This is a genomic window from Streptomyces yamdrokensis (assembly GCF_053890455.1).
On the sequence record NZ_CM132679.1, the window covers coordinates 7452031 to 7469962 of the forward strand.

Below are 17932 nucleotides of genomic sequence, written 5' to 3' on the forward strand. Positions count from 1 at the left end.
CTTTTCGGACACCGGCCGTCGAATCGGATGATTGGGTGCGTGAATTAAGCGGCTCGAAAGTCGTTGACACTTTGTCAAACGGATGTGGGCGTACGGGGAATGCGGGAAACCTCGGAATCCCTTGTTCCTGGTCGTTGGCCTGTGCAAAAGTGGGTCCTGCCGTCGTGCGGGCAATACCTTTTGTCCTGGGGTGCGCGACGCCGCTCCAGCATGCCACCCAGGCTCCAAAAGGGCTGCCCCGGACAGGTGTTCGAGATTTCGAATCCAGTGCGGACGGGGTTCCGTCGTATCGTCGGCGAGGCCCCGCGTCCGCTGGTGCGGACTTTATTTCGCGCGTCCCCGAGAGGATTGCATCCGTGAAGGACACCGGCCTGTCGGATTCCCAGGCCCCGGCCCACGCGTTCGACGTGACGGACGAACAACTGGGCGACGAGTTGCGGAAGTGGACGGGGGCCGCCCCGGCACTGCACCCCGTCGGTGAACTCCTCGACCGGCACTGGGGATCGGTCTTCGGCTACGCCCGGCTGTGCACCGACGGCCCGCGCTCGGCCGGTATGCTCACCACCGCCGCGTTCACCCGGCTCTTCGGCGAGACCCTGCGGCACAACGGCCCGAGTTCCGCATGGCGGCCCCAACTCCTCGTCACTGTGCGCCGGATCGCCGCCGAGTGGGACGCGGACCACCGGCGCGACATGCTCCACCCCGGTCTCACCGCCTCCGCCGGCGACGGTCGGCGGCCGGCCGCACGGCTTCTTCCACCGGCCGGACGGCGCCTGCTGTCAGGGGCGTTCCAGCGACTGCCGCAGTCCGCGCGCTGCCTGCTGTGGCACACCGAGGTCGAATCCGAACCGCTCCACGTCCCCGCCGGGCTGCTCGCCCTCGACGAGGAGGGCGCCCGCATCGAACTGCGCAGGGCCCAGGAGCGGTTGCGGGACAAAGTCCTCCAGCTTCACGGCGAGCTCGCCTCCGATCAGGAGTGCCGGCGCTATCTGCGCCTGCTGGAGGTGAGCTACCGGCGCGCGGGCACCGAACTCGATCCGGACCTGCGCACCCACCTGGAGAACTGCGTCCACTGCGGGCACGCGGCGGACCAACTCGCCTGCTTCACCAGCGGTCTCGGTACGGCCCTGGCCGAGGGGGTCCTGGGCTGGAGCGCACGGGAGTACGTGCAGAGCAGGGCACAGGCGGCCGACGTCACCGACGAGCCGGCCGCCGAGGAGCGGCCGTCGCCCGAGGGCGTCATCGGCGCGGCGTTCCCCGGCCCCGCCGACGGACGTCCGGACACCGTGGGTGATCGGTTCGCCGTGCCTGCGGGCGAACCTCCGGCGACGGAGGGCGAGTCGTTCACGGACACGGGGAGACCGGTCCCGCCCCTCCCCACCGGGGCCCCCCGCATCACACCCGCCACCCCCGCGGCCCTCACGGTGCCCCCGATACCGAGCGCCGCCCCGACTGCCGCGGCCCCGGCCGGTGCCCCCCCGGCCGTCGCGGCGCGGACGGCCTCCCGGTCCGGTCTCCGTTCCCGGCGGCGCGCGGCCTCCCGTACCGGCCCTCGCGGTGCCGTGCTCCGCGCCGGTTCCCGTGTCGCCCGGAAGGCGGCCCGCCGGGCCGCGCGCCGGCGCAACCTCGCCGCGGGCGTCCTCACGGTCAGCGGGCTGGTCGTCCTCCCGCTGGTGCTGTGGACCACGGGCGGTGCCGACGACGCCGCACGGGGCGAGGGCCGCCCCTCCGAATCCTCCGGTGCCGCCGTGGGCAGCCCGCCCGACGACCCGTCTTGGTTCCGCTCCAAAGAAGCCGCCAAGGGCGCCCTGCGCGGCCGGCTGCACAACACCGCCTCCGGCCTGTGCGTGGGCGTCGTCGGCGGCCGGGCCGTCGCGGGCGCCGAGACCGAACTCACCGCCTGCTCGGCGGGCAGCGCCCAGCAGTGGACGTACGAGACCGACGGGCTGCTGCGCAACGCCGCGGAACCGGACCTGTGCCTGGACTCCCGCCTCGGCTACTCGGTGCGCCTGGCCCGGTGCACGGGCGAAGCCTGGAAGGACGCCGACAGCGCACGCTACGACTTCACCGTCCGGGGCACCCTGGTGCCCCGCTCCGGCCAGGACCTGGGCCTCGCACCCGCGGCGACCGACGGCTCGGGTGCCCTCGTCCTCAAGGCCCGTGACGACACGGACGCCCAGCGCTGGGCGATCGACGCCCCGGATCCCGATCTCCAGATGAAGGTCGTCACCTGGGGCCTCGTCGAGGACGAGAGCTAGGGGGTGTTTCGAAAGTCCTGTGCGGTGCGTCGAAAGGCGGAGGGTCCTTCGCGTGCTGGGTGTACGCGGACGATCCCGACAACGCGGCGAGGTGCCGTGCCGGACGCCGCGGGCCGGACGGGACTTTCGAAACACGCCCTGGGGCCGGGGGAAGAGCGAGGGCCGGGGGGAAACGGGCCGGCCAGGCGTTCACAGCTCCTGCGTCAGCCCCAGCTCGGCCCAGATGGTCTTGCCCTCGGCGGTGTGTCTGCTGCCCCACCGCTGGGTGAGCTGGGCGACCAGGAGCAGGCCCCGGCCGCCCTCGTCCCAGGTCTTGGCACGCCGCAGATGCGGGGCGGTGTGGCTGGCGTCGGACACCTCGCAGATCAGCGTCGACGCGTCGCTGATCAGCCGGAGCCGGATCGGCGGTGCCCCGTAGCGGATCGCGTTGGTGACCAGCTCGCTCACCACCAGTTCCACGGTGAACGACGCCTCGGTCAGCGCCCACACGCCCAGTTGGTCGAGAACCTGCTTGCGCACCGGCGCGACGAGCGACGGGTCGGCCGGGATGTCCCAGGTGGCGACCTGGGCGGACGGCAGCCCGCGGGTTTGGACCAGCAGCAGCGCCACGTCGTCCGTGGCGGGACCCGGCTGGAGCATGGCGTGCAGGACACGGTCGCAGGCCTCGTCGAGCGACCCGGGGGCCGCGTGGGACAGCGCGTCGCAGAACATGCGCGAGCCTGCGTCCGCGTCGCTGTCGTCCCCCCGGCCGTCGACCAGCCCATCCGTGTAGAACGCCAGCACACTGCCCTCGGGCAGCTCGACCTCCACGGACTCGAAGGGCAGCCCGCCCAGGCCCAGCGGTGGCCCGGACGGCATGTCCAGTATGCGCACCGGCCCCTTCGGCGGGACCAGGACCGGCGGCGGATGCCCCGCCCTCGACAGGGTGCAGCGCCGTGACACCGGGTCGTACACCGCGTACAGGCAGGTCGCGCCGACCTCGCCGGGGCCGGCGTCGCCGCCCGACTCGTGCGAGAGGTGCAGGACCAGGTCGTCGAGGTGGGTGAGCAGCTCCTCCGGCGCCAGATCGATGTCGGCGAGGGTGCGCACGGCCGTACGCAGCCGGCCCATCGTCGCCGAGGCCTGGATGCCGTGGCCGGCGACGTCCCCCACCACCATGGCCACCCGCATCCCGGACAGCGGGATCACGTCGAACCAGTCGCCGCCCACACCGGTGCGCGCGGCCGGCAGATACCGGGAGGCGGCGTCCACCGCGGCCGTCCGGGGCAGGCCGCGGGGGAGCAGGCTGCGCTGGAGCGTGAGGGTGGTCTCGCGTTCGCGGGAGTAGCGGCGGGCGTTGTCGATGCAGACGGCCGCACGCGCGGTGATCTCCTCGGCCAGCAGCACGTCGTCATGGGTGAAGTGCTCGGGGTGCCGGAACCGGGTGAACGCCGCGACGCCGAGGGTGACACCGCGGGCCTGGAGCGGGACGGACAGCATCGAGTGGACGCCGAACTCCCGGACCTGCCGGGCGTGGACGTCGTCGACCGCGAGCCACGGATCGAGGTCACCGGAAGGCACCGAGGCTACGACGCTGTGCCCGGCGATCAGCGAGTCGGCCTGGGGCGCGGCGGCCGGGTAGACGACCACCTCGCCCGCGTCGGCGACCGACTCGGGGCTGCCCGCCGTGCGGGACCGGTGGGCGACCCGGCGCAGCGGGACCGGCAGGGTGAGCGGGCCGGCGGGGTCGGCACCATGGTCGTGCTCGAGGAGGTCGACGCTGACGAAGTCGGCGAGCGCGGGGACGCAGACCTCCGTCAGCTCCTGCGCCGTCCGGGTGACGTCGAGGGTGGCGCCGATGTGCATGCTGGCCTCGTTGACCAGCTGCAGCCGGGCCCGCGCCCTGCTCTGCTCGGTGAAGTCGTGGGCCGTCACGCAGACACCGACGACGCGGCCGGCGTCGTCGGTGAGAGGCGCGATCCGGGCCAGCCAGGCCTCGTCGTGGTCCTTGCCGAACGCCTGCACGCGTGTCTGCACATCGTGGCCCCGGCCCGTCCGCAGCACCTGGGCCATGTGGCGCTCCAGCTCCGCGTGCCGGGGCCGGCCGCCGATGTCGCCGGGCGTCAGACCGCGCAGATGGGAGGCCGGCAGCCCGAGGAGGTCGGCCATCGCGTCGTTGGCGCCGTGCAGGCGCAGCCTCGTGTCGAAGACGACGGTGGCGCACGGGGACTGGACCATCGCAGCCCAGAGCACCGGATCTCCGGTGGGATCGGTGCGCCCGGACGGCAGCGGGGTGACGGCCAGCCAGTCGTCGGTGTCGCCGTCCTCGGGCCGGCCGCGGTGGGCGAGCATCCACACGGTGACGGTGCCGCCGTCCCGGTGCCGCAGCGCGAGCGTGCCGCTCCAGCGCCGGTGGGCCGGCGGCGGGGGTGGTTGTGCGCCGTCGGCGAGCAGAAGGGCCGCAGGGCGGCCCACCACGTCCTCGGCCCGGTGCCCCAGGAGCTGCCGGGCGCCTTCGTTCCACCGGGTGACGGTGCCGTCGGCGGCGATGACGGCACGAGCCGCTACCGGATCGTCGAACGAGTCGTCCGCCCTCATCGTCGCCACTCCATCGCGCACACTCACCGTGAACCGGTCGATCGCCAGAGTTCCACCCTAGTGCGTCGTAGGCGGGCGCGGACCGGGGCCCCGCCCCGGCGGGGCCCCGCGGGGGCGGGAGGGGAGGGGGCAGGAGCGACACCCGGGGCGCCCACCGTCCGGGTCCTGTCCGGGTTCCGTCCGGTGCCGGTCCGGCACGTGGCCGGTATTCGCGCGTCACCCACCGGCGTTCGTCACCAGTCCCGTCCCGCCCGTTGACGGAGCGTCACACCTGCCACAACGATGGCTGCGTACGGATGGGAGCGCTCCCATCCGTAGTCGCCGCCGTGTCCTCACACCAGAGGAGTCAGACGTGAACAGACGCAGAACCGCTCTGCTGTCCCTGACCGGCCTGCTGGCAACCGCGCTCACCGCGCTGCCCGCCGCCCCGGCCGGGGCGGACGAGGCCGAGCAGGTCCGTAACGGGACCTTCGACACCACCACCGATCCCTGGTGGGCCTCCGCCGGCGTCACCACGAGCCTGTCCGACGGCCGCCTGTGCGCCGACGTCCCCGGCGGCACCGCCAACCGGTGGGACGCCGCCGTCGGCCAGAACGACATCACCCTCGTGAAGGGGGAGTCGTACCGCTTCTCCTTCGCCGCGAACGGCACGCCCGCGGGCCACGTGGTCCGGGCGGTCGTCGGCCTGTCGGTGGCCCCGTACGACACCTACCACGAGGTGTCCCCGCAGCTCAGCGTCTCCGGCGACACGTACTCCTACACCTTCACCGCGCCCGTGGACACCGCACAGGGCCAGGTCGCTCTCCAGCTCGGCGGCAGCCCTGACCCCTGGCGCTTCTGCATGGACGACGTGTCCCTGCTGGGCGGCGTGGAGCCCGAGCCGTACGAGCCCGACACCGGACCCCGGGTCCGCGTCAACCAGGTCGGCTACCTCCCCGCGGGCCCGAAGAACGCCACCCTGGTCACCGAGGCGACCGAGCGGCTTCCCTGGCAGTTGAAGGACGCCGGCGGCAAGGTCGTCCGGCAGGGCACCACCCTGCCACGCGGCGTGGACGGCTCCTCCGGGCAGAACGTCCACTCCGTCGACTTCGGCGCCCACCGCGCGCGGGGCACCGGGTACACCCTCACGGTGGACGGCGAGACCAGCCGGCCGTTCGACATCGGCGCCGGCGCCTACGAGAAGCTGCGGCTGGACTCGGCGAAGTACTACTACACCCAGCGCAGCGGCATCGGGATCCGCGACGACCTGCGCCCCGGCTACGCCCGCCCGGCCGGCCACCTGGACACGGCCCCCAACCAGGGCGACGGCGCCGTGCCCTGCCAGCCGGGCGTCTGCGACTACTCCCTCGACGTCACCGGCGGCTGGTACGACGCCGGCGACCACGGCAAGTACGTCGTCAACGGCGGCATCAGCACCTGGGAGGTGCTCAGCACCTACGAACGCGCCCGGCACGCCCGCACCGGCCAGGCGGACAAGCTCGGCGACGGCACCCTGGACATCCCGGAGAGCGGCAACGGGGTGCCCGACATCCTTGACGAGGCCCGCTGGGAACTGGAGTTCCTGCTGAAGATGCAGGTGCCCGACGGCGAGCCGCTGGCGGGAATGGCCCACCACAAGATCCACGACGAGCAGTGGACCGGGCTGCCGCTGCTGCCCGGCGACGACCCGCAGAAGCGCGAACTGCACCCGCCGAGCACCGCCGCCACCCTGAACCTCGCGGCCACGGCCGCCCAGGCGGCCCGCCTGTACCGGCCCTACGACAGGGAGTTCGCGGCCGGGGCCCTGGCCGCCGCGCGCACCGCCTGGACGGCCGCGCTCGCCCACCCCGAGGAGTACGCGAGCCCGGATGACGGCGTCGGCGGCGGCGCCTACCCGGACGACGAGGTGAGCGACGAGTTCTACTGGGCGGCGGCCGAGCTGTATCTCACCACGGGGGAACGGCAGTTCAAGGAGTACGTCCTGAACTCCCCGGTACACACCGCCGACATCTTCGGCCCCCTCGGCTTCGACTGGTCACGCACCGCGGCGGCCGGCCGGCTCGACCTCGCGACGGTGCCGAACAAGCTGCCCGGCCGGGACAGGGTCCGCAGCTCCGTCGTCAAGGGCGCCGACCGCTACCTGGCCACGCTCAAGGCCCACCCGTACGGCATGCCGTACGCGCCGGCCGGCAACGTCTACGACTGGGGCTCCAGCCACCAGGTGCTCAACAACGCGGTCGTCCTGGCCACGGCCCACGACCTCACCGGCGCAGCCAAGTACCGGGACGGCGCGTTGCAGAGCATGGACTACATCCTCGGCCGCAACGCTCTGAACATCTCCTACGTCACCGGGTACGGCGAGGTCAGCGCGCAGAACCAGCACAGCCGCTGGTACGCCCGCCAGCTCGACCCGGCGCTGCCGAACCCGCCCGCCGGGACCCTCTCCGGCGGACCCAACTCGAGCATCCAGGACCCCTACGCCCAGTCGATGCTCCAGGGCTGCGTCGGCCAGTTCTGTTTCATCGACGACATCCAGTCCTGGTCGACCAACGAGCACACCATCAACTGGAACGCGGCCCTGACCCGCATGGCCTCCTTCGTGGCCGATCAGGGGTAGCGGACCGGAGCGGACCGCGGTACCCGCGCCGGCGCCGGAGGTGTCGTCCCGTTCCTCGGGGCGGCCCTCCGGCGCACCCTTTCGGTACCGCCTTGTGGCCGCTCTGAACTGGTGGTATTTACGATTGAGTACCCGAGCGGTACCGTGATGGCATGCCTGCTCTGAATGTGGAGTTCAGTGACCGTGAACTCGAGGACCTGCGGCAGATCGCCAAGGAGCGCGGTACATCGATGAAGGCGCTGGTACGGGAGGCGGCCGCGGCCGACATCGCCCGCCACCGGGCACTCCAGGAGGGCGCGGAGGCCTTCCGCCGGTTCTTCGACTCGCACGCCGACGAGTTCGCCGCCGCCTTCCCGGACGACGAACCGCGGGCCAAGGGTGCGGGACGGGCCGCCTGACCGATGACATCCGTTCTGCACATCGACGTGCCCTGGCTGCTCCAGCGGCACGAGGAGGTCCTTCCGGACCAGCCCACCATCAACGACTTCTCGGCGCTGGTCGCGGCCGTCGCCCGGCACCGCGTCGATCCGCCCCGCCTCGGTGTGGACTCGGACGCGGCCTGGCGGGCCGCCGCCCTGCTGCACACCCTCGCCCTGCTCCGCCCCCTGCCGTCGGCCAACGCCCGCTTCGCGTGCGCCACGGCGGTGGCGTACATGTTCGTCAGCGGCGTCGGCATCGACCCGCCCTACGGGGCCATCGTCGACCTCGCCCGCGATCTGATGTCCGGCACGGTGGACGTCTACGGGGCCGCCGACCGGCTCCGCTCCTGGCAGATCTGACACCACCGCCGGAATGCGAGAACCGGGTGAACCGCGGGAAAACGCAGGTGGAAAGCCGATTCCGGTGACTCCGGTCGTGTTTTTCCTTTTGACTTCCTGTCAACGAGCGGAGGTTTCCCCGGTGTCTTGTTGGCCGTGTGCCGGTTGTGCGAGAGTGAGCCACCCGTGAGGGGGGTAAAATCCGGGGTCGCACGCGCGTTGATGAACCGGGTCCGCTTTCACCGTCGGTGAATTGGCCCCCTCCCGCGCAACGCCGCCAAAGAGGTACGGACCACGTGGGACCTCCCTTTTCGGCGTCAGAACTTCTGTGTCACCTGCGCGTGGGAAGGAACCACCTCAGTGCCCACCCCTCATTCCCCCCGGTCTCCGTATCCCCCTCCCGGAGGGGATCCGGGGGAGTCCGACGAGTCCCTCGCCGCACGGTTGCGAGGCCGTCCGGAAGGCGAGGCCGCCCACTCCGTCGCGATGCTGACCGCACGTCACTGGCCGGCGATGCACGACTACGCGACCGTCTGCCTCGCCTCCTCGGGGCCGGCCGCCGCCATGGTCACCGCGGCGGCGCAGCACCGCGTCCTGAACCGGGTCGCCCTCGGCGAACCGGCCGTGGCCCTGCGGCCGGTGCTGCTGGTGGCCGTGCGGGACACGGTCCGGGAATGGGCCTCGGACGACCGGACCGCCGGTGCCCTGCCGGAGCTGCTCAAGCCGGCCGGCGGGCGCGGCATGCGCGCGGCCAAGACGATGACGCCGGAGAACCGCACACTGGCCCATCGTTCGTTCCGGTCCCTGCCCGCCCTAGCCCGCTGTGTGCTCTGGCATGTCGAGGTCGAGGCCGAACCCGTGTCCGTCCCGGCCGGCCTCCTCGGAATCGATGCCGACATCGCCTCGGGCACGCTCCAGCAGGCGCGTGACACCTTCCGTCAGGGCTGTGTCCGTGCCCATCAGGAGCTCGCGCCGACGAAGGACTGCCGGTTCTACAACCGGCTCCTCGACGTTCCCATCCGCCGTGGCGGCACACTGCTTCCCGATGTCCAGCAGCACCTGACGGAATGCCGCTACTGCCGGAACGCGGCCGAGCAGCTGAGTCATTTCGAGGGGGACCTCGGCACGCTCATCGCCGAGGCCGTTCTCGGCTGGGGCGCCCGCCGCTACCTCGACTCGCGGCCCGGCCGGGCGGCACCGGCCCCGCGCGGCGGCCGCGCGGCCCGCCGCGGACACCGCTCCGGCGGCGGCCGGTCCGGTGGCAGCCGGCACAGCCTGCTGTCCCGGATCTCCGCCCCCACGCGCCTCACCGGTCTCGGACGCCCGGACGCCGTGCGCTCCACCAGGACCCTGCTCACCGGCCTCGGAGCCGTCTCGGCCGGCGTACTGGTGAGCGTGCTCATCGCCGGGGGCTCCCCGTCCGACGGCGGTGGCACCGACCCGACCGGTGCCACCAGCGCGGCCGGCGGCCGGGGGGTCGTGCCGACCGAGTCCCCGCCGGGCGTGGCCGGACTGCCCACAGGACCGGAACCGGCCCTCCTGCGCAACATCGCCTCCGGGCTGTGCCTCGACACCCGGGGCGAGCCCCAGGACGGCGCCGGCACCCGGCTCGCGGGGTGCTCCTCGCGGCTGAGCCAGCAGTGGACCTACGAGGAGGACGGGCTGCTGCGCAGCGTGGCCGACCCGGGCCTGTGCCTGGACGCGCACAAGGACGCCGGGGTCGTCGTCCTCGCCACCTGCGCCGACGCCGGCGAGAGCCGGGCCGACGACGTGCGCTACGACCTCACCGGGCAGGGCGAGTTGCTGCCCCGCTGGGACGAACAGCTGGCGCTCGTGCCGGCCACCCCCGATGCGAACGCCGACATCGTCATCAGGGTGCGGGACCGGACCGAGAACCAGCGCTGGCTGACCGAGCCGCTGTCCTCGGCCGAGGACGCCCTGTCGGTCAGCCGGACCCGTACCCCGGCGGTACGGCACGTGGAACCGGCCGAGCCGGTGACGTGAAGCGCGCGGCAGGGGCGGGGGAGCGGGCACGGGAGCCCGGCGCCCCGGCCCCGCGCCCACCGTCCCGGCCGGGTCAGCCGGTGCCCTCCACGAGGTCGCCGGGTCCGACCGTGGCCGGGGTGGCGTGCCCGGACAGGGCGAGGGTGAGGTCCAGCTCCGCGAGCAGACAGCGGATCACATGCTCGACCCCCGCCTGCCCGTCGAGGCCGAGTCCGTAGACGTACGGCCGCCCCAGGAGCACCGCCCGCGCGCCGAGGGCGAGGGCCTTGAAGACGTCGTCCCCGGTGCGGACACCGCTGTCGAACAGCACGGTCAGCCGGTCGCCGACAGCGGCCACCACACCGGGCAGCGCGTCCGCAGCCGCGACGGACCCGGCCACCTGACGGCCGCCGTGGTTGGACACCACCACCCCGTCCACCCCGGCATCGGCCGCGAGCCGGGCGTCGTCCGGGTGCAGCACACCCTTGAGGACGATGGGGCCGTCCCAGTTCTCCCGCAGGAACGCGAGGTCCGGCCAGGTCTTGGCGGGGTCGGAGAACATGCCGACGAAATGCATCACCGCCGCGTTCGGGTCCTCGTGCACGGGCTTGGCCAGGCCGGCCCGGAACGCGGGGTCCGAGAAGTAGTTGGCCGTTCCCACCCCGTGCAGGAACGGCAGGAAGGCCTGGTCCAGGTCGCGCGGACGCCAGGACAGCAGAGGGGTGTCCAGGGTGACCACCAAAGCGGTGAACCCGGCGGCCTTCGCCCGGCCGAGGAAACTCTGGGCGACCTCAGGGTCCTTCGGCCAGTACAGCTGGAACCAGCGCTCCGCGTCGCCCATCGCCTCCGCGACCTGCTCCATCGGCGTGCTGGACGCACAGGAGAGCACGAACGGCACACCCTGCGCGGCGGCGGCCCGCGCGGCGGCCGACTCGGCGTCCGGGTGCATCAGCGACAGCACTCCGACCGGCGCCAGCGCCATCGGTGCCGGCAGCGCACGGCCGAGCACCTCCACCGACAGGTCACGCTCGTGCACGTCCCGCAGCATGCGCGGCACGATCCGGTGGCGGGCCAGAGCCGCCCGGTTGGCGCGCGCGGTACTGCCGTCGCCCGCGCTGCCCGCCACATAACCGACCGGACCCGGCCCGAGCCGCCGTTCGGTCAGCTCCTCCAGCCGGGTCAGGTCCGTGGGCAGCCGGGGCACGGCACCCGTCATCCCGTTCAGATAGATCTCGTACTGGAAGTCCGCCCAGTGCCTGGCCATACGACGTTCCCGCCTCTCCTCGTCAAGCCGACTGAATCATGAACAGAAGGCATCGCGGAACGGTCTGTCGGGAACGAAAACGGAATGTTTCAGGCCTATTGCGAAGCGGCGGGAATTCGGCCATCTGGCCACTTCGCACAAGTGTCGCCCGTGCGGTTGCTGGGTCCAGGCCCGCGCGTTCCGTGACTTCACGCCACTGATTCAATACGCAATGTTACCGAAAGCGGCCCGGTCGACGTGTGTTTCCGCGGCGGACTCGGCAGACTCCCGCTCGCCGGTCCGGCACCACCGAGCAGGGGCCGGCGACTCGTCGAAACGAGCGGAAGGATGCACACAATGCGGAACACCGCGCGCTGGGCCACCACCATCGGCCTGACCGCCGCAGCAGTCTGCGCACCACTGTCCGGGGCCGCGTCGGCCGCACCGGGCGGCGCACCGTCCGCGCTCTACGCCCCGTCGGCCCTGGTGCTCACCATGGGCCACGGGGAGAGCGCCATGACCGTCACACCGGAGCGTGCGGTCACCCTGACCTGCGCTCCCGGCCCCTCCGGCACCCACCCGGCCGCGGCCGCGGCGTGCGGGGAACTGGCCGAGGTGGACGGCGATCTGCAGGCCCTCACGGTGAGGGACGGCGTGTTCTGCACCCACCAGTACGACCCGGTCGTCGTCACCGTCGACGGGGTGTGGCAGGGGCAGCGGCTCTCGTACGAGCGCACCTTCGCCAACGAGTGCGTGATGAACGCCCACGGTTCGGGCGTCCTCGCGTTCTGAGACCGGGACCGCACGGTTCCCGTGACCGCGCGGCGGTCGGGTACTGGGGAGTGCCGACCTCCTCGCGGAACGTGCGGTCCCGTAAAGGGAGGCCGGCGGGCGGAGTGGGGCCGCCCGCCGGCCTCCGGCGTGTCCGGGGGCGGGGTCGGAGGCGTCCGGGACCCGCGGCCGCGGTGTCCGGGCCCGCGTCACGCCAGCTGACGCCGCACCAGCTCGTGCAGCCGGCCGCCCGGATCGGCGAGCAGCCGGGCCGGCGGGCCCTGCTGGACCACCTTGCCGTCCTCCATCACCACCACCCGGTCCGCGTCCATCACGGTGGACAGCCGGTGGGCGATGACGACCCGGGTCGCCCGGAGCGCCTTGGCGCTCTCGATCACCGTGCGCTGTGTCTCGTTGTGAGGTCACCGATCCGGTCACCGCCCACACGGAGGCGGCGGCCATGGCGGCCACGGTCACGGCGAGCACCAGTCAGCCCTGCGGGCGGGCGAAGCGCAACGGGAGGTCGAGCTCCTCGGGCGACTGGAGCTTGGCGAGGGCCTGTTGGCGGAACTGCACGGTTCTTCCCCCACCTGCGTGAACTCCGCGAAGGACGAGACGGACTGAGACGGGCTCAGGCGCACTGCGAGGGGCCGCCGAGGACGGCGGGGCGTCACGGGAGCAACGCCGAGCCCCGGAGCCGGGGGGCGGCTCCAGGGCTCAGCGGTACAAGGGCGCGATCAGAGACCGGCGACCAGGTTCGTGACCGGAGCGGTGTCCAGGCCGCTCACACCCTCGACGGTGCCCACGGCCGTGTCGACCGGGCCAAAGACCGGGGCGATGCCGTCCACCGCGCCCGTGAGGGTGTTCACGGCGTTCACGGACAGGCCGCCGTGGACGGTGTCGAGCTCGGCGTCGGAGATCTCGACGGTCTCGACCTGGGGGTGGAGTTCATGATGGAACTTCCCTTCATACGGATATGCCACAAGGGGGGAGCGGCCCTCCGGGGACAGGGTGAGGGCCGCGGCCCTGGGCCCCGGACCTCCGTCACCGGATGTCCGAACCGGCCCTGCGGCGCGATGGATCAAAGCACGCCCCGGGCCCGGCCCTCCACTCGGGCAAACCTCTCACCAGGCAACTTGCGGCCTTGTCGCGCCCAAGCGTGCAGAGAAGGCGACGGCCCGGTGGTGGCTTCCTCACAGGGGTCACCGCGTCGCCCCCTCCCACCGCTTGCACCCCTCGAGAGGAATCCGGCACACCGGCCCCCGAAGGCATGAGGGGAGCAACCGGTCTGTGGACGACTTCCCGCCGCGGTGACCGGGTTGAGCATGCGATGCGCAGATTCACCGAAGCCGGGATTCCGGGCAGGGAAGGAGACGGAGCGTGCGCGCGCGATTGCGGTACGTGCTCCCTCCGAGGGCCGGCAGGGGCCGTGGCGCGCGTGCCGGACGGCCGATTCCGTGACGCAAACCGACTGACCGCAAAGGGATTTGAACGCTCCGCCGGACCCGTGCGTACCAACAGCCATCCAGGCGCCCCGACAGCCGTCGAACGGCGGCACGACTCCGGTCCCCCAGGAGGTCGAGAAGTTTGAGTCACAAGCGAATTCCGAAGCGCAAGGCCGCGATAGCGGTGGGCGGTGTGGTGGCGCTCGGCGCCGCAGCGATCCTGCTCCCCAGCGCCAACGCGTCGCAGGACGGCGCGTCGGACGACGCGGCAGCCGCGCCGAGGACCCTCAAGGCGACGGACGCCTCGGACCTCGCCTCACAGCTCGCCGGGCTCCTCGGCGACGCGTTCGCCGGCTCCTACTACGACGGCGACAAGCAGCAGCTCGTCGTCAACGTCGTACCCGGCGACGACAACAACGTGATCGTGCAGGCGAAGAAGGCGGGCGCGACCGTCCGCGAGGTCGACAACAGCATGACCGAGCTGGCCGCGGGCGAGCGGACGCTGAAGACCGAGGCCACCATCCCCGGCACCTCGTGGGCCGTCGACCCGCGCACCAACAAGATCCTGGTCACCGCCGACTCCACGGTGACCGGCGAGAACTGGGACAGACTGGAGTCCACCGTGCAGGGCCTCGGCTCCGGCATGGCGACCATCAAGAAGTCCGCGGGCACGTTCAGGACCTTCGCCTCGGGCGGCGACGCGATCTTCTCCGGCGGCGCACGCTGCTCCCTCGGCTTCAACGTCACCGCGGGCGACGGCGCGCCCGCCTTCCTGACCGCCGGTCACTGCGCGGTCGCGGCCGACGCGTGGTCCGACGCGCAGAACGGCCGGCCGATCGCCACCGTCGACCAGGCGGTCTTCCCCGGTGAGGGCGACTTCGCACTCGTCCGGTACGACGACCCGGCCACCGACGCGCCGAGCGACGTCGACGTGGGTGGCCAGACGCTCCAGATCACCGAGGCCGCGGAGGCCGCCGTCGGCCAGGAGGTGTTCCGGATGGGCAGCACCACGGGGCTCGCCGACGGCCAGGTCCTCGGACTCGACGCCACGGTGAACTACCCCGAGGGCACCGTCACCGGTCTCATCCAGACCGACGTCTGCGCCGAGCCCGGCGACAGCGGCGGCTCGATGTTCACCCAGGACGGCCTCGCGATCGGCCTCACCTCGGGCGGCAGCGGCGACTGCACGGTCGGCGGCGAGACCTTCTTCCAGCCGGTCACCACCGCCCTGGCGGCGGTCGGCGCGACCCTCGGTGACGGCGGAGCCGGAGCCGGCGACCAGGCAGGCGGCGAAGGAGACGTCGGTGGCGAGGGCGTCGGTGACGTCGGCGGCGAGGCCGCCGGGGCGGGCGGCCAGGCCGGCGAGGCCGGTGGCGAGGAAGCGGGCCAGGGCGCCGAGGACGGCGCGGCCGACGACGGCCTGACCGGGACCCACTGACCGGCACCCGCCGAAGAATCGCCGAGCCCCGGTCCGCCACGGCACACCGTGGCGGACCGGGGGCGGTGGCACGCCGCACACCGGCAGCGGCGACCCGCACGCGATCCGCCCGCCCGGGGGCCGAGGCCGGTGCGAGGTCGGCTCAGCCCGAGGGCCGTGGCCCGGCCACCTGCTGTTTGCCTTTGTCCCTGCGCCCCACCGGAAGGGCGGGGAATGCAGCAGGGGCTGCGCAGGTGTCATATAAGCGCTGTAATGGCCAACGTGGTCGGTGAGGGCGCTGCGGGACGCAGCACGAGAACTCTGCGTGCGGAAGGTGCCCTCACGACGATCACCGCCGAGCCGAAGTCGCCGGACCGGGTGCACCGGATCCTGGAACAGGCCCTGGTCTTCGCCGGTGCCGCCTTCGTCGCCGTGTACACGCCCAGCGGAGACGGCGAGCAGCTGCGCCTGGTGGAGTCGGCCGGGATCCCGCGGACCCTGTGCGGGATGCGGGACAGCTATTCCGTCGCCGGGCACTCCCCGGCCGCCGACGCGGTACGCGGCGGGCGGCCGGTGTGGCTCGGCCCCGGGGAACTCGCCGCCCAGGCACAGGCACGGCGCGTCCCGGCCCGCGACTTCTTTCTCGCCGCGCTGCCCGTGCGCCACGCCTTCGGCGGCTGCCTGCTCGCCGTCAGCGAGCGCCCCGGAGGCTTCGACACCGACGACCGCGTCTGCCTCGGACTCGTCGCCGACGCGGTCGCCCTTCCCGGGCGGCAGCCCGCGACCGACGGCGGCGGGGACCCCGCACCGGATGCCTTCGTCCTCGCCATGGACACCGGGCGGGTCCGGGTGGGCGACGGCATCCTGGACCTTTTCGGCCTCGGCCCGGACGACTTCGACGGACGCGTCGAGACCCTCGTGGGTCTGACCGTGCCGGAGGACCTGCCCTCCGTGATGTCGGTCGTCGAGTCCGACCACATGACCATCGGCGAGCGCGAACTGGAGTTCCGGGTCGTACAGCCCGCCGGCCCGCCGAAGTGGCTCAGACTGCGCGGCCGGCTGCTGCCGGGCGGGGAGGGCCGTCCGGCCCGCCTGGTGGGCTCCGTCGCCGACGCCTCCACCCTGCGCGCCGACGTCACCGACGTGGCCCGGGTGCAGCGCCTGGCCAGCGCACTCGCCACCGCGGTCACCGTCCGCGATGTCGGCAAGGCAGTGGTCGCGGCCCTGCGCGGGCCACTTGGGGCCGACCGGATCGCGGTCGCCGAACTGGAGAGCGACCGGCTTGTCGTCACCGTCCTCGACCCGCCGGAAGCGGACGCCTGGCCGGACCTGTGGCGCGCCGAGTGGCGTACCGAGTGGCCCGAGGCGCCCGTGCGCACCATGCCCACGCTCGCCGCCGTCCTGCGCGAGGGCCGGGCCAGGATATGGCCCGCGGGCAGCGCTCTGGAGACCTCCCTCGCCGAGGTCGGACCGGGCGGTCTCGCCATGCTGCCGCTGTCCGCCGGCAACCGGACGGCCGGTGCCTGCCTCATCGGCTGGGACGCCCCGCACGACTTCGGTGCCGACGAGCGCGCCCTGCTCACCGCCGCCGCCGGTCTCGCCGGACAGGCTCTCATGCGGGCCCGCGCCTTCGACGCCGAGCACGAACTGGTCGGCATGCTCCAGCGCCAGCTGCTGCCGCGCCGCCTGCCCCGGCTGCCCGGTGCGGTCGCCGTCGCCCGCTACCTGCCCAGCACCGCCGGCCTCGAGCTCGGCGGCGACTGGTACGACGTGATCCCGCTGCCCGACAACCACGTCGCCCTGGTCATCGGCGACGTCCAGGGCCACAGCGCCGGCGCCGCCACCCTCATGGGACAGATGCGCACCGCGCTGCGCGCCTACGCCGTCGAGGGGCACACGCCCGACGTGGTGGTGTCGCACGCCAACCGGCTGCTCGTGGACATGGAGAGCGACCTCTTCGCGACCTGCTGCTACGTCGACGTCGACCTGGAACAGGGATCCGCCTGGTGTGTACGCGCCGGGCACCTGCCGCCGGTGCTGCGCCACCCGGACGGGAGCACCGAGATCGCGGAGGTGGAGGGCGGTCCGCCGCTCGGCGTCGTGGCCCAGGCCGACTTCCCGATGAGCCCGCTGAGGCTGGGACCCGGCACGGTGGTCGTCCTCACCACGGACGGCCTGGTCGAGACCGTCGAGGCCGACATCGACGAGGGCATGGACCACCTCGCCCGCCGACTGGCGGACGCCGACCCGGCCGACCTGGGACTGGTCGCCGACGGCCTGCTCGGCAAGGCCCCGCGCAGCGACGACGTCGCCCTGCTGCTGATGCGCTACGAGGGCATGACCCTGCGCCCGCTGCGGGAGACCTGGACGGTGTGGCGGGTGCCGCAGGCCGTCGGCCACGCCCGCCGCTTCACCCGGCGCACCCTACGCTCCTGGGGTGTGACCGAGGACCTCGATGCCGCCCTGCTCGTCGTCTCCGAGCTGGTCACCAACGCGCTCGTGCACACCGAGGGGCAGGTCCGCCTCGACCTCGCCCTCCTCGGCGACCGGCTGCGCCTCGCGGTCGCCGACACCTCGCCCCGCAGTCCCGCCAAGCCGAGCAGCATCGGCTGGGAGGCCACCGGCGGCCGCGGCATCCTGCTGGTCGAGGCCCTGTCGGCGGCCTGGGGGACCCTGCCGGTCAGCGGCGGCAAGCAGGTGTGGGCGGAACTCTGCGCGCACCTGTGAGCAGGCGCCGCCCCGGGCGTCGACAACACTCCCGGCACCGGTGTCATCCCTTCGGGTGACAGGTGGCCGGGGTCGCGACCCGGTCCCGGGCCGGCCGTCACCGGCCCGGTAGGTTTCCGTACCCGACCCGATCCGACCCGACCCGAACCGCACCGCG

The 17932-nt window shown here is 73.0% G+C and carries 11 protein-coding genes and 1 pseudogene; 8 read left to right on the forward strand and 4 right to left on the reverse strand.

Going from position 1 to position 17932, the window contains the following annotated elements; translation table 11 throughout:
- Positions 1–356 precede the first annotated feature (356 nt).
- On the forward strand, positions 357–2258 hold the full coding sequence (locus ACWZEH_RS32835) for a ricin-type beta-trefoil lectin domain protein (RefSeq protein WP_456194693.1): 1902 nt from the start codon (positions 357–359) through the stop codon (positions 2256–2258).
- Positions 2259–2447: 189 nt separating this feature from the next.
- On the opposite strand, the gene ACWZEH_RS32840 is transcribed toward ACWZEH_RS32835, so the two are convergent.
- Entirely contained in the window at positions 2448–4835 is a 2388-nt protein-coding gene (locus ACWZEH_RS32840) for a SpoIIE family protein phosphatase (protein WP_456194694.1), read from the reverse strand.
- 352 nt (positions 4836–5187) lie between these two features.
- Here ACWZEH_RS32840 and ACWZEH_RS32845 point away from each other — a divergent pair, with 352 nt between their 5' ends.
- The 4 genes from ACWZEH_RS32845 to ACWZEH_RS32860 all read left to right on the forward strand — a co-directional run bounded on the left by ACWZEH_RS32845 (position 5188) and on the right by ACWZEH_RS32860 (position 10193).
- Entirely contained in the window at positions 5188–7431 is a 2244-nt protein-coding gene (locus tag ACWZEH_RS32845; protein ID WP_456194695.1) for a glycoside hydrolase family 9 protein, read from the forward strand.
- Positions 7432–7583: 152 nt separating this feature from the next.
- Complete coding sequence (locus tag ACWZEH_RS32850; RefSeq protein ID WP_042170409.1) at positions 7584–7829, forward strand: hypothetical protein; 246 nt, start codon at positions 7584–7586, stop codon at positions 7827–7829.
- Between the two features lie 3 nt (positions 7830–7832).
- A complete protein-coding gene (locus tag ACWZEH_RS32855; protein WP_456194696.1) occupies positions 7833–8210 on the forward strand; it encodes a toxin Doc in 378 nt (125 codons plus the stop codon).
- Positions 8211–8549: 339 nt separating this feature from the next.
- Positions 8550–10193 (forward strand): RICIN domain-containing protein, encoded by a 1644-nt coding sequence (locus tag ACWZEH_RS32860; RefSeq protein ID WP_456194697.1) that lies wholly within the window; start codon positions 8550–8552, stop codon positions 10191–10193.
- Positions 10194–10266: 73 nt separating this feature from the next.
- Here ACWZEH_RS32860 and ACWZEH_RS32865 read toward each other — a convergent pair whose 3' ends face one another.
- Complete coding sequence (locus ACWZEH_RS32865; protein ID WP_456194698.1) at positions 10267–11436, reverse strand: lactate 2-monooxygenase; 1170 nt, start codon at positions 11434–11436, stop codon at positions 10267–10269.
- A gap of 336 nt (positions 11437–11772) precedes the next feature.
- Here ACWZEH_RS32865 and ACWZEH_RS32870 point away from each other — a divergent pair, with 336 nt between their 5' ends.
- On the forward strand, positions 11773–12207 hold the full coding sequence (locus tag ACWZEH_RS32870; protein ID WP_456194699.1) for a subtilase-type protease inhibitor: 435 nt from the start codon (positions 11773–11775) through the stop codon (positions 12205–12207).
- Positions 12208–12395: 188 nt separating this feature from the next.
- On the opposite strand, the pseudogene ACWZEH_RS32875 reads toward ACWZEH_RS32870, so the two are convergent.
- Together ACWZEH_RS32875 and ACWZEH_RS32880 are read right to left on the reverse strand one after the other, a co-directional pair.
- A pseudogene (locus ACWZEH_RS32875) lies at positions 12396–12602 on the reverse strand (hypothetical protein); the annotation flags it as partial.
- A gap of 321 nt (positions 12603–12923) precedes the next feature.
- Positions 12924–13169 carry a type A2 lantipeptide gene (locus tag ACWZEH_RS32880; protein ID WP_456194700.1) on the reverse strand — a complete coding sequence of 82 codons (246 nt, stop codon included), beginning with the start codon at positions 13167–13169 and terminating at the stop codon, positions 12924–12926.
- Between the two features lie 604 nt (positions 13170–13773).
- Here ACWZEH_RS32880 and ACWZEH_RS32885 point away from each other — a divergent pair.
- Positions 13774–15069, forward strand: a complete 1296-nt coding sequence (locus ACWZEH_RS32885) for a S1 family peptidase (protein WP_456194701.1) — start codon at positions 13774–13776, stop codon at positions 15067–15069.
- A gap of 252 nt (positions 15070–15321) precedes the next feature.
- The gene (locus tag ACWZEH_RS32890) at positions 15322–17775 is read left to right on the forward strand and encodes a SpoIIE family protein phosphatase (RefSeq protein WP_456194702.1); all 2454 of its coding nucleotides are present in this window, start codon (positions 15322–15324) and stop codon (positions 17773–17775) included.
- Positions 17776–17932 lie beyond the last annotated feature (157 nt).

Excerpts from the sequence above, each read along its gene's own strand:
- ACWZEH_RS32840 (WP_456194694.1), bottom strand. The coding sequence starts at position 4,835 with ATGAGGGCGGACGACTCGTTCGACGATCCGGTAGCGGCTCGTGCCGTC.
- ACWZEH_RS32850 (WP_042170409.1), top strand. The coding sequence starts at position 7,584 with ATGCCTGCTCTGAATGTGGAGTTCAGTGACCGTGAACTCGAGGACCTG.
- ACWZEH_RS32855 (WP_456194696.1), top strand. The coding sequence starts at position 7,833 with ATGACATCCGTTCTGCACATCGACGTGCCCTGGCTGCTCCAGCGGCAC.
- ACWZEH_RS32865 (WP_456194698.1), bottom strand. The coding sequence starts at position 11,436 with ATGGCCAGGCACTGGGCGGACTTCCAGTACGAGATCTATCTGAACGGG.
- ACWZEH_RS32870 (WP_456194699.1), top strand. The coding sequence starts at position 11,773 with ATGCGGAACACCGCGCGCTGGGCCACCACCATCGGCCTGACCGCCGCA.
- ACWZEH_RS32890 (WP_456194702.1), top strand. The coding sequence starts at position 15,322 with ATGGCCAACGTGGTCGGTGAGGGCGCTGCGGGACGCAGCACGAGAACT.